This window comes from Streptomyces microflavus (assembly GCF_014650075.1).
GTDB lineage: Bacteria > Actinomycetota > Actinomycetes > Streptomycetales > Streptomycetaceae > Streptomyces > Streptomyces microflavus.
In genome coordinates, this window is sequence record NZ_BMUG01000001.1 from 19,445 (window position 1) to 31,382 (window position 11,938).

Sequence of the window (11,938 nt, forward strand, 5' to 3'; positions counted from 1 at the left end):
CCGCGTTGCGTGGATCACCGCGGGCCCGGGTGGCCGGCGGTGAGGCGTTCGCCGCCCAGCTCCACGGCCGCGCAGCGCCAGCGCTGGTCGGGGCCCTGTTCCAGGCGGAAGGCCATGGCCTGCACCCGGTCGCCCGCCGTGATGCTGGCGAACGCCTCGACCACCCCGCTGGCGGGCTGGGCGCCGTGGCAGTGGCGCAGGACCGGGCGGGGTCCCCGGGCGGCCCCGAGCGGGGTGCTGGGGGCCAGTTCGGCGAGCTGGTCGTAGGCGTCGCCGATGGTGTGGCCGAGCATCCAGTGCACCGGGCGCTGGCCGCTGAGGACCGCGAGCAGCCGTTCGGCGAACCACTGGTGGGGCCGCGGCGGGCGGTGCGGCCGCAGCCGCCGGGACCGCTGGGGAGGTACGGCCTGAGGCCTGCGCTGGTCGCGTCGGCCGGCGGGCCTCGTGCTGTCCATGCTCATGTTCATCGCCCCCGTGAACCGGGCCCGGTGAATACCGGGCGGTAACTTGTGCTGGGGATCTTCTACGGGGGCGGCCGACAACACCGCAAGGGGCTCCCGCGCCCGGTCAGGGGCCCGGCCGGATTCACCTATCCGGGGCGCGGGCCTTGTGCCGCAAGGGCCGGCGCGGGGGTGATGGGGCGCCACGGGTGGACGAGGGCCCCCGGTTGCCGGAACCCGAAAGGGGGCGGTCCCCACGTATCCTGAAGGCGTCTCCGACTACGAAAGCGGCCTGCCATGCGCGTGTACGTCCCCCTGACCCTCTCCGGTCTCGCAGCGGCACACGCGGCCGGTGAGGTCGGTCCGGGGCCGCTGACGGCCTACGCGGTGACCCCCGGGCTGCGCGAGTGGTACGTCTCCGACGACATCGAGGAGCTGGAGTACGCGGCGCTCAACCGGGCCGCCGCCGCCTCGCTCCGCCTGATCGCCGGGAACCCGGACGAGGCCCGGCGCCGGATCGTCGTCGCCGTCGACGTCCCCGACGGGACCGCCACCGCCGACCCCGACCACGGGCTGAGCGCGGCATCGCTCGGCGAGGTGCGCCTCGCCACCGCGCTGCCGCTGGCCAAGGCGGCCGCGGTGCACGTGGACGCCGACGAGGCCGAGAAGGACGTGGCCGCCGCCGCGGCGGCCCTGGGGGCCGCGGACCTCGGCGACGACGACGCGCAGTTCACGGTGGACGGCGCCGAGGACCACGAGCTGCTCTGGTTCGGCGTCCAGGAGATTCCGCAGCTCATCGGCTGAGGCCGGCTGGAGGCCCTTCACACGGCCCGCGCTTCTGCGTTGTCACACCCGGCGGGTACTTTTTCTGTATGACACCCGGGAAGACACGCACGCATCTGGTCTGGGACTGGAACGGCACGCTGCTCGACGACATCCATGCCGTCATCCATGCGACGAACGCCGCGTTCGCCGAGGTGGAGCTGGCGCCGCTGACGCTGGAGCAGTACCGGGAGATGTACTGCGTGCCCATACCCCGCTTCTACGAGCGGCTGCTGGGCCGGCTGCCCACCGAGGCCGAGTGGGAGCGGATGGACGACATCTTCCACCGGTTCTACGCGGAGCACCGGGTGGCCTGCGGGCTCACCGCCGGGGCGGAGGACCTGCTGGCGCAGTGGAAGCTGGCGGGGCACAGCCAGTCGCTGCTGAGCATGTACGGGCACGAGCACCTCGTGCCGGTGGTGCGGGGGTACGGGATCGAGTCGCACTTCGTCCGCGTCGACGGGCGGACGGGGCCGTCGGGCGGGAGCAAGGCGCTCCACATGGAGCGGCACTTCGAGGCGCTGGCCGGGGTGGGCGGGATATCGCCGGAGAACTCGGTGGTCATCGGGGACGCGGTGGACGATGCGGTGGCCGCGGCGCATGTGGGGGCGCGGGCCGTGCTGTACACCGGGGGGTCGCACAGCCGGAGCAGTCTGCTGGCCGCGGGGGTGCCGGTGGTGGACAGCCTGGGGGAGGCGGTGGCGCTGGCCGAGACGTTCTCGGCCTGAGGTGGGGGCGTGCTGAGGGATTCGGGGCTCCGCCCCGGACCCCGGTCCTCAAACGCCGGACGGGCTGGATTTGGTCGGGCCGGACTGTGTGCGCAGCACCTTCAGGAACTCGCGCATCCACGCCGGGTGGTCCGGCCAGGCCCTGGACGAGATCAGTGTGCCGTCCACCACCGCCTCCGTGTCCTGGAAGGTCGCGCCCGCGCTCTGCATGTCGGGTTCCAGGGCGGGGTAGGCCGTGACGCGGCGGCCGCTGAGGCTGCCGGTGGCTGCGGTGATCAGGGGGCCGTGGCAGATCTGGGCGACCGGGCGGTCCGCCGAGAAGAAGGCGCCGATGATCTTGCGCAGTTCGGCGTTGTTGCGGAGGTACTCGGGGGCGCGGCCGCCGGGGATCACCAGGGCGATGTAGGCCCCGGGGTCCACCTCGGAGAAGGCCAGGTCGGCGGGGAAGGTGTAGCCGGGCTTCTCCGTGTAGGTGTCGTAGCCGGGCTCGAAGTCATGGACCACGAAGCGCAGCGTCTTGCGTTCGGGGGCCGCGATGTCGACCTCGTACCCCTCCTCCAGCAGCCGCTGGTAGGGGTAGAGCACTTCGAGGGACTCGGCGGCGTCGCCGGTGACGATGAGGATCTTCTCGGGCATGGCGCGCTCCTCGGGGCTGTCGCGTGGGCTGTCGCATGGTCCGGCTCTCGTGCTCCAGTGACAGATTGCCCCCGGTTCCCCATGCGCGCCAGGGGGCACGTCCGTTCGTCGGGGCGGGATCCGCACTGTCCGAAGTGTCAAAGTTCGATGTCTTCTTTTGTACACATGCGGCTCATGACGGGGTGGGGTACAGGGGCGATAGCCTGGTGCCGTGATCAGCGCGATACGCCTCGGGGGCAGCGAAGCCCCCGGCCGCCGCCCGGAGTGCCACCGCACCCGGGCGATCCGCGATCTCCCGACCCCGGACCGGCCATCAAAAATGGCCCATGTGTTCCCGGGTAACTCTCGAAGCGGCATAGCGTCGACCCAGACCGGAAACCCCGTGTCGTGGCGGTACGTCGTTTTTCTCACCTACGTCACGCAACGGCGCGCGACAGGAGCCAGAGGACATGCAGACCAAGCTGGACGAAGCCAAGGCCGAGCTGCTCGCACGGGCTGCCCAGGTAGCTGACAACAGCCCGGGCGGTGGTGTGGGTGGCCCGGGCGGTACCCCCCGGGTGCGGGTTGCCGCCACCGGGGCCGACGAGGACGCCCGTCCAGGTCAGGACGTGGTGCTCGCCTACCTTCAGCGCTACTACCTGCATACGGCTCCCGAGGACCTCAGCGGCCGGGACCCGGTCGATGTCTACGGCGCCGCCGCCTCGCACTACCGGCTGGCCGAGAACCGTCCGCAGGGCACCGCCAACGTCCGCGTGCACACCCCGACCGTCGAGGAGAACGGCTGGACCTGCAGCCACTCCGTCGTCGAGGTCGTCACCGACGACATGCCGTTCCTCGTGGACTCCGTCACCAACGAGCTGTCCCGGCAGGGGCGCGGCATCCATGTCGTGATCCACCCGCAGGTCACCGTCCGCCGCGATGTCACCGGCAAGCTCATCGAGGTGCTCACCGGCGGCCCCGGCACCCCGAAGCGCGGTGGGAAGGCCGAGCTGCCGCACGACGCCCTCGTCGAGTCCTGGATCCACGTCGAGATCGACCGCGAGACCGACCGCGCGGACCTCCAGCAGATCACCGCCGACCTGCTGCGCGTCCTGTCCGACGTACGGGAGACCGTCGAGGACTGGGGGAAGATGCGCGACGCCGCCCTCCGGATCGCCGAAGACCTGCCCGGCGAGCCGCTGGACGACCTCGCCGACGAGGAGGTCGAGGAGGCCCGCGAGCTGCTGCGCTGGCTGGCCGCCGACCACTTCACCTTCCTCGGCTACCGCGAGTACGAGCTCAAGGACAGCGACGCGCTCGCCGCCGTACCCGGCACCGGGCTCGGCATCCTGCGCTCCGACCCGCAGCACAACGTGGACGAGGACCACCCGGTCAGCCCGTCCTTCGACCGGCTGCCCGCCGACGCCCGCGCCAAGGCCCGTGAGCACAAGCTCCTCGTCCTGACGAAGGCCAACAGCCGCGCCACCGTGCACCGCCCCAGCTACCTCGACTACGTCGGCGTGAAGAAGTTCGACGCCAAGGGCAACGTGGTCGGCGAGCGCCGCTTCCTCGGCCTCTTCTCCTCCGCCGCCTACACCGAGTCCGTGCGCCGGGTGCCCGTCATCCGCCGCAAGGTCGCCGAAGTGGTGGAGGGCGCGGGCTTCTCGTACAACAGCCACGACGGCCGCGACCTGCTCCAGATCCTGGAGACCTACCCGCGCGACGAGCTGTTCCAGACCCCCGTCGACCAGCTCCGCGCCATCGTCACCTCCGTCCTCTACCTCCAGGAGCGCCGTCGGCTGCGGCTCTACCTGCGCCAGGACGAGTACGGGCGCTACTACTCCGCGATCGTCTACCTCCCGCGCGACCGGTACACCACCGGCGTGCGCCTGCGGCTGATCGACATCCTGAAGGAGGAGCTCGGCGGCACCAGCGTCGACTTCACCGCCTGGAACACCGAATCGATCCTCTCCCGGCTGCACTTCGTCATCCGGGTCCCGCCGGGCACCGAGCTGGCGCACCTCACCGACGCCGACGCCGACCGCATCGAGGCCCGCCTCGTCGCGGCCGCCCGCTCCTGGGCCGACGGTTTCGGCGAGGCGCTCAACGCCGAGCTCGGCGAGGAGCGCGCGGCCGAACTCCAGCGCCAGTACGGCCACTCCTTCCCCGAGGGCTACAAGGCCGACCACTCGCCGCGCGCCGCCGTGGCCGACCTGGTCCACCTGGAGACCCTCAAGGAGGGCGAGAAGGACTTCGCCCTCAGCCTGTACGAGCCGGTCGGCGCGGGCCCCGGCGAGCGCCGCTTCAAGATCTACCGGACCGGCGAGCAGGTCTCCCTCTCCGCCGTCCTCCCGGCCCTCCAGCAGCTCGGTGTCGAGGTCGTCGACGAGCGTCCGTACGAGCTGCGCTGCGCGGACCGTACCCACGCCTGGATCTACGACTTCGGGCTGCGGATGCCGCAGACCAACGGCCACACCGGCCACCTCGCCGACGACGCCCGCGCCCGCTTCCAGGAGGCGTTCGCGGCGGTCTGGAGGGGCGAGGCGGAGAACGACGGCTTCAACGCGCTGATCCTCGGCGCCGGGCTGAACTGGCGCCAGGCCGTGGTGCTGCGCGCCTACGCGAAGTACCTGCGGCAGGCCGGTTCGACCTTCAGCCAGGACTACATGGAGTCCACGCTCCGTAACAACGTCCACACCACCCGGCTGCTCGTCTCGCTCTTCGAGGCCCGGATGTCGCCCGGCCGCCAGAGCGCGGGCACGGAGCTCACCGACGGTCTGCTGGAGGAGCTGGACGGGGCCCTGGACCAGGTCGCCTCGCTGGACGAGGACCGGATCCTGCGGTCCTTCCTCACCGTCATCAAGGCGACCCTGCGCACCAACTTCTTCCAGAACGCGGACGACGGCACCCCGCACAGTTACGTCTCGATGAAGTTCGACCCGCAGGCCATCCCGGACCTGCCCGCGCCCCGCCCGGCGTTCGAGATCTGGGTCTACTCGCCGCGCGTGGAGGGCGTCCACCTCCGCTTCGGCAAGGTCGCCCGCGGCGGTCTGCGCTGGTCGGACCGGCGCGAGGACTTCCGTACGGAGGTGCTCGGCCTGGTCAAGGCGCAGATGGTGAAGAACACCGTCATCGTCCCCGTCGGCGCCAAGGGCGGCTTCGTCGCCAAGCAGCTCCCGGACCCGTCCGTGGACCGGGACGCCTGGTTCGCCGAGGGCATCGCCGCCTACCGCACGTTCATCTCGGCGCTCCTCGACATCACCGACAACATGGTCGCCGGCGAGGTCGTGCCGCCCGCCGACGTCGTCCGCCACGACGAGGACGACACCTACCTCGTCGTCGCCGCCGACAAGGGCACCGCGAGCTTCTCCGACATCGCCAACGAGGTCGCCGTCGCGTACGGCTTCTGGCTCGGCGACGCGTTCGCCTCCGGCGGCTCGGCCGGCTACGACCACAAGGGCATGGGCATCACCGCCCGCGGCGCCTGGGAGTCCGTCAAGCGGCACTTCCGGGAGCTGGGCCACGACACCCAGACCGAGGACTTCACCGTCGTCGGCGTCGGGGACATGTCCGGCGACGTGTTCGGCAACGGGATGCTGCTCTCCGAGCACATCCGCCTGGTCGCCGCCTTCGACCACCGGCACATCTTCATCGACCCCACCCCGGACGCGGCGACCTCGTACGCCGAACGCCGCCGCCTGTTCGACCTGCCCCGCAGCTCCTGGGCCGACTACGACACGGGGCTGCTCTCCGCGGGCGGCGGGATCCATGCCCGCAGCGCCAAGTCGATCCCGTTGAACAACCACATCCGTGAGGCGCTCGGCATCGACGCCTCGGTGAGCAAGATGACGCCTGCCGACCTGATGCAGACCATCCTCAAGGCCCCCGTCGACCTGGTGTGGAACGGCGGCATCGGCACGTACATCAAGGCCGTCTCCGAGTCGAACGCCGACGTCGGCGACAAGGCCAACGACGCGATCCGCGTCAACGGCGAGGACCTGCGGGCCAAGGTCGTCGGCGAGGGCGGCAACCTCGGCGCCACCCAGCTCGGCCGTATCGAGTTCGCCCGCAAGGGCGGCCGGATCAACACCGACGCGATCGACAACAGCGCCGGTGTGGACACCTCCGACCACGAGGTGAACATCAAGATCCTGCTCAACGGGCTCGTCCGGGACGGTGACATGACCGTCAAGCAGCGCAACAAGCTGCTCGCGGACATGACCGAGGAGGTCGGCGCGCTCGTCCTGCGCAACAACTACGCGCAGAACGTCGCCCTCTCCAACGCCTCCGCCCAGGCCCCCTCCCTGCTCCACGCCCAGCAGCGCTTCATGCGGCGCCTGGAGAAGGACGGGGCGCTCGACCGGGCGCTGGAGTTCCTCCCCACCGACCGGCAGATCCGCGAACTGCTCAACAACGACACCGGGCTCAGCCAGCCCGAGCTGGCCGTGCTGATCGCCTACACGAAGATCACGACGGCGGACGAGCTCATCTCCACAGTCCTGCCCGACGACCCGCACCTGCAGAAGCTCGTGCACGCCTACTTCCCGAGCCAGTTGCGCGAGCGGTTCCCGGAGGCGATCGACGGGCATGCGCTGCGGCGCGAGATCATCACGACGGTGCTGGTCAACGACACGGTGAACACCGCGGGTTCGACCTTCCTGCACCGGCTGCGGGAGGAGACCGGGGCGTCGATCGAGGAGATCGTACGGGCCCAGTTCACGGCCCGCGAGATCTTCGGCCTCTCCTCGGTGTGGGACGCCGTCGAGGCGCTCGACAACCAGGTCGCCGCCGATGTCCAGACCCGGATCCGGCTGCACTCGCGGCGCCTGGTCGAGCGAGGGTCGCGCTGGCTGCTGGGCAACCGGCCGCAGCCCGTCGCTATCGCGGAGACCATCGAGGGGTTCCGGGACGGGGTCGAGCAGGTCTGGAACGAGCTGCCCAAGCTGCTGCGGGGCGCCGACCTGGACTGGTACCACTCGATCCTGGACGAGCTCACCTCGGTGGGTGTCCCGGACGAGCTCGCGGTCCGGGTCGCCGGGTTCTCCTCCGCCTTCCCGGCGCTGGACATCGTCGCGATCGCGGACCGGACGGGCAAGGACCCGCTGGAGGTCGCCGAGGTGTACTACGACCTCGCGGACCGGCTGCGGATCACCCAGCTGATGGACCGGATCATCGAGCTGCCGCGGGCCGACCGCTGGCAGTCCATGGCCCGCGCCTCCATCCGCGAGGACCTGTACGCGGCGCACGCGGCGCTCACGTCGGATGTGCTGAGCGTGGGGAACGGGTCGTCCACGCCGGAGGAGCGGTTCCGGGCGTGGGAGGAGAAGAACGCGGCGATCCTCGCCCGGTCGCGGTCGACGCTGGAGGAGATCCAGGGGTCGGACGCGTTCGATCTGGCGAATCTGTCGGTGGCCATGCGGACGATGCGGACGTTGCTGCGTACGCACGCGTAGGCGTTGCCGTACGGGGGTGAGGGGGCCGGGGCCAGTTATGGGCGCCGGCCCCCTCGGCGTGGGGGTCCGTCCTCAAACGCCGGACGGGCTGGAGGTGGCTGGGCGGGGTGGGCGGGCCGGAAAGGGCTACTTGCGCTTGGTGAACGCCTCGTACGCTGTCACCACTTCCTTGGCCGGGCCGTCCATCCTCAGCGTGCCCGCCTCCAGCCACAGTGCCCGGTCGCAGGTCTCGGTGATGGACTTGTTGCTGTGGCTGACCAGGAAGACCGTGCCCGCCTCGGCGCGCAGTTCCTTGATGCGGTCCCTGCTGCGGCGCTGGAACTTCGCGTCGCCCGTGGACAGCGCCTCGTCGATCAGGAGTACGTCGTGGCTCTTGGCGGCCGCGATGGAGAAGCGCAGCCGGGCGCCCATGCCGGAGGAGTACGTGCGCATCGGGAGCGTGATGAAGTCGCCCTTCTCGTTGATGCCGGAGAAGTCGACGATGCCGTCGTAGCGCTCGCGGATCTGTTGCCGCGTCATGCCCATCGCGAGTCCGCCCAGCACCACGTTGCGCTCGCCGGTCAGGTCGCCCATCAGGGCCGCGTTCACCCCGAGCAGCGACGGCTGGCCCTGGGTGTGGACCCGGCCCCGGGTCGGCGGGAGCAGGCCCGCGACCGCTTTGAGCAGGGTCGACTTGCCGGAGCCGTTGGAGCCGATCAGGCCGATCGCCTCGCCCTTGTACGCGGCGAAGCTGACGCCCTTCACGGCGTGCACCTGGCGTGCGCCGGGGGTACGGCGGCGCGTGGTGAGCCGGCTGAGCGCCGAGGTCGCGCTGCCCTTGCCCGTACGGGCGCCGTTGACCGTGTACGTGATGTGGACGTCGTCCACGACGACGGTCGGGACGCGATGGTCCGCAGAGGTGTCCTTGAGGTCAGCCACGTCCGTACGTCTCCTCCGCCTTCCAGAAGTACACGAATCCCGCCACCCCGCACAGCAGCGCCCACCCGGCCGCCGCCGCCCATACGTGCGGGGGCAGCTGCGCCGCGCTGTAGCTGTCGATGAGCGCGTACCGCATGAGGTTGATGTAGAGCGCCGCCGGGTTGTACTCCAGCGCCACCATGACCGCGTGCGGCACCCGCTCCCCCTTGAGCAGGTGGTCCAGGCTCCACATCACACCGGACGAGTACATCCAGGTCCGCAGCACGAACGGGGTCAGCTGCGCGATGTCCGGGGTCTTCGCCGTCAGCCGGGCCACGGCCATCGACACCCCGGTGTTGAACACCGCCTGGAGGGCGAGGGCCGGAATCGCCAGCAGCCAGGACGGGCGCGGGTACTGGCCGAACACCAGCAGGATCAGGGTCAGCGCCCCCAGCGAGAACAGCAGCTGCTGGAGCTGCTGGAGCGCCAGCGCCACCGGCAGTGAGGCGCGCGGGAAGTGCAGGGCCCGCACCAGGCCGATGTTGCCGCTGATCGCGCGGGTGCCCGCGGTGATCGAGCTGCTGGTGAAGGTCCAGATGAAGACCCCGGTGACCAGGAACGGAACGAAGTCCTCCACGCCGTTCTTCGTGTTCAGCAGGACGCCGAAGATGAAGTAGTAGACCGTCGCGTTCAGCAGCGGCGTCATGATCTGCCAGACCTGGCCGAGCTTCGCCTGGCTGTACTGGGCCGTCAGTTTGGCCGTCGCGAACGCGGCGATGAAGTGCCGCCGCCCCCAGAGCTGCCGGATGTACGCGGGCAGCGAGGGCCGGGCACCGCTGACCGTCAGACCGTGCCGGGCGGCGAGCGCGGCCAGCTCGCCGGGCGCGTAGACGGGGACGGCCTGGTCGGGGGCGCTCACCGAGGACGGCGCCGGGGACGGCGGAGCTGCTGTCTGGCTCACCACGAACGATCGCTTTCGACGGAAGCGGGAGGGGGGAAGTGGAGCGGAACGATACGGCCCCGTGGGGACGCCCTCGTTGGGACGGGACCGTATCGTCGTAACGGTGAGAGTAGGACGCATGTACGTCGCAACGCAACCGTCCCGTCGTCGCGCACTATCATTCGGGCCATGACCACCGAACGGGGAACCCGCCGCCGCGCCCCCGCAGGCGCCGCCGTCCTGCGCGAGGACGTCACCGACGCCATCCGCGCGGCCGTCTTCGAGGAACTGGCCGCGGTGGGGTTCGCCCGGATGTCCATCGAGGGCATCGCGCGGCGCGCCGGGGTCGGCAAGACCGCCGTCTACCGCCGCTGGAAGTCCAAGCTCGCCCTCGTCCTCGACCTCGTCGCGGCCGTCGCCGTGCAGGGGATGCCCGCGCCGGCCACCGGCTCGCTGTACGGGGACGTGCGCGCCGTCCTCGAACTCGCCGCCTACGCTCTGCGCCACCCGGTCGCCTCGCAGGTCATCCCGGACCTGCTGGTGGAGGCGGCCCGCAATCCGGAGATCTCCGAGGCGATCAAGGCCGCACTCCTGGACCAGCAGCAGGGCGTCGCCGCCGTGGTGGTCAGGGAGGCGGTGGCCCGGGGGGAGCTGCCGGAAGGGAGCGATCCGGACCGGGCGCTCGACCTGATCGTGGGGCCGCTCTACTGGCGGCTGGTCGTGGTCCGGGGCGAGCTGCCCAAGGGGTACCTCGACGACCTGGCGGCCTCGGCGGTCGCCGCGCTGCGCAACGGTTGAACCAGGGAGACCTCACCGCTCCGGTACGCGCGCCAGCACCTCACCCGTACGCGGGCTGTACGCCAGCACCGCCGCGTCCCCCGGCAGCTTCTGGAACCGGGTCAGCAGCACCCACCGCACCCCGTACCGCCCGGTGATCCGGTTCCGCTGCTCCTGCGTGGTCGCCGAATCCAGGTAGGCCGCCACCGCCCGGCTCCGCTCGCGCCGCTCCGCCGCCGCGAGCCCCGCGTCCGGCAGCCCGTCCGCGAGCACGTACGCGCCGTGCCCGGCCAGGGCGTACATCGCCGGGCGGCTGTCCGTCAGCACCACCTCGCCGGGCGGGACGTGCGCGGTGGCCCAGGTGTACGGCTCCCCGGTCACCGGCGCCCCGCCGGTCTCCGGGCGGCTCGTGGCCCCGGCGGACGACGGGGCCGGCTGGGCGGTGAGCCCGTTGTAGTACGGCCACACCGCCGCCACGGTCGCCGCGCACAGCCCGGCCACCGCCCACCTCCGCACCGTCGGCCGGATCCGGGTCCGCTGCCGCACCGCGATCAGCGCGACGACGCCCAGCGCCGCACCCAGCGCCGACGGGGGATGGACCAGCAGGACGAGCCCGAGCAGGACGCCGATCCCGGCCGCCTCCGCCCACCGGGGCGCCCTTCCCGGGGGCCGCCCGGAGCCCGGCCGGGGGACCCGGGTGACCGCGCTGCCGGTCCAGGCCCACAGATGCAGGGTGACCGCCACGGCGAACGTGCTCGGCGCGCTCCACCGCCCCGGGTCCGCCCAGTGGATCAGGGCCAGGGGGATGAGCGCGAGGACCGGCACCCAGCGGTTCGGCGTCAGCAGCCGGGCCAGCCGGCCGATCCCGGTCAGCAGCAGCGCCAGGTTCACCGCGGCGGACAGCACCAGCACGAACTGCCCGGAGAGCCCGCCGGCCCGGGCGGTGAGGCCCTGCAGAACGGCGTACGGGGAGTAGTGCGCACTGGCCACGGCGGGCAGGTCCGTCATCGGGAACGACGGGTGCAGCAGACTGCTCCGCAGCCGTTCGACGACCGCCGCGTTGAGCCCGGCCTCGCAGCACATCGGGACCTGCCAGGCCGCCGCCGACAGCACCGCCCACAGCAGCCCGCCCAGCAGGACGTACGGCGAGGGCAGCCACCGGGGCGCTACGACAAGCTCGTCGTCATCGGCCGCCCGGGGAGGAGGCGCGGGGGGAGGAGCGTCGGACGGGGCGGGTGTGGCGGAGGAGAGGGGCACAGATCATGG

At 71.5% G+C, this 11,938-nt stretch carries 9 protein-coding genes; 4 read left to right on the forward strand and 5 right to left on the reverse strand.

Features of this window, described 5'->3' with window-relative positions:
• Positions 1–14: 14 nt before the first annotated feature.
• Entirely contained in the window at positions 15–461 is a 447-nt protein-coding gene (locus IE264_RS00085; protein WP_032759021.1) for an Rv3235 family protein, read from the reverse strand.
• A 276-nt stretch (positions 462–737) separates the two neighbouring features.
• Between IE264_RS00085 and IE264_RS00090 the strand changes: the two genes are divergently transcribed.
• A complete protein-coding gene (locus IE264_RS00090; protein ID WP_032759022.1) occupies positions 738–1,244 on the forward strand; it encodes a DUF6912 family protein in 507 nt (168 codons plus the stop codon).
• Positions 1,245–1,312: 68 nt separating this feature from the next.
• Positions 1,313–1,990: an HAD family hydrolase gene (locus IE264_RS00095; RefSeq protein ID WP_032759024.1), complete on the forward strand. Its 678-nt coding sequence runs from the start codon at positions 1,313–1,315 to the stop codon at positions 1,988–1,990.
• A 48-nt stretch (positions 1,991–2,038) separates the two neighbouring features.
• Here the strand turns inward: IE264_RS00095 and IE264_RS00100 are convergent, their stop codons facing one another.
• Positions 2,039–2,626 (reverse strand): DJ-1/PfpI family protein, encoded by a 588-nt coding sequence (locus IE264_RS00100; protein WP_015608907.1) that lies wholly within the window; start codon positions 2,624–2,626, stop codon positions 2,039–2,041.
• A gap of 449 nt (positions 2,627–3,075) precedes the next feature.
• Here IE264_RS00100 and IE264_RS00105 point away from each other — a divergent pair, with 449 nt between their 5' ends.
• The gene (locus IE264_RS00105; protein WP_015608906.1) at positions 3,076–8,058 is read left to right on the forward strand and encodes an NAD-glutamate dehydrogenase; all 4,983 of its coding nucleotides are present in this window, start codon (positions 3,076–3,078) and stop codon (positions 8,056–8,058) included.
• Positions 8,059–8,184: 126 nt separating this feature from the next.
• Here the strand turns inward: IE264_RS00105 and IE264_RS00110 are convergent, their stop codons facing one another.
• Positions 8,185–8,976, reverse strand: a complete 792-nt coding sequence (locus IE264_RS00110; protein WP_032759025.1) for an ABC transporter ATP-binding protein — start codon at positions 8,974–8,976, stop codon at positions 8,185–8,187.
• Complete coding sequence (locus IE264_RS00115; RefSeq protein ID WP_180288823.1) at positions 8,969–9,874, reverse strand: ABC transporter permease; 906 nt, start codon at positions 9,872–9,874, stop codon at positions 8,969–8,971. The genes IE264_RS00110 and IE264_RS00115 overlap by 8 nt, the downstream gene beginning before the upstream one ends.
• A gap of 210 nt (positions 9,875–10,084) precedes the next feature.
• On the opposite strand from IE264_RS00115, the gene IE264_RS00120 reads away from it, so the two are divergent.
• Entirely contained in the window at positions 10,085–10,693 is a 609-nt protein-coding gene (locus IE264_RS00120) for a TetR/AcrR family transcriptional regulator (protein ID WP_015608903.1), read from the forward strand.
• Between the two features lie 12 nt (positions 10,694–10,705).
• On the opposite strand, the gene IE264_RS00125 is transcribed toward IE264_RS00120, so the two are convergent.
• Entirely contained in the window at positions 10,706–11,929 is a 1,224-nt protein-coding gene (locus IE264_RS00125) for a hypothetical protein (RefSeq protein WP_032759027.1), read from the reverse strand.
• Positions 11,930–11,938 lie beyond the last annotated feature (9 nt).

What these genes read in the sequence shown, in the direction of transcription:
- IE264_RS00085 (WP_032759021.1), bottom strand. Translation starts at nt 461, where the DNA reads ATGAGCATGGACAGCACGAGGCCCGCCGGCCGACGCGACCAGCGCAGG.
- IE264_RS00090 (WP_032759022.1), top strand. Translation starts at nt 738, where the DNA reads ATGCGCGTGTACGTCCCCCTGACCCTCTCCGGTCTCGCAGCGGCACAC.
- IE264_RS00095 (WP_032759024.1), top strand. Translation starts at nt 1,313, where the DNA reads ATGACACCCGGGAAGACACGCACGCATCTGGTCTGGGACTGGAACGGC.
- IE264_RS00100 (WP_015608907.1), bottom strand. Translation starts at nt 2,626, where the DNA reads ATGCCCGAGAAGATCCTCATCGTCACCGGCGACGCCGCCGAGTCCCTC.
- IE264_RS00105 (WP_015608906.1), top strand. Translation starts at nt 3,076, where the DNA reads ATGCAGACCAAGCTGGACGAAGCCAAGGCCGAGCTGCTCGCACGGGCT.
- IE264_RS00120 (WP_015608903.1), top strand. Translation starts at nt 10,085, where the DNA reads ATGACCACCGAACGGGGAACCCGCCGCCGCGCCCCCGCAGGCGCCGCC.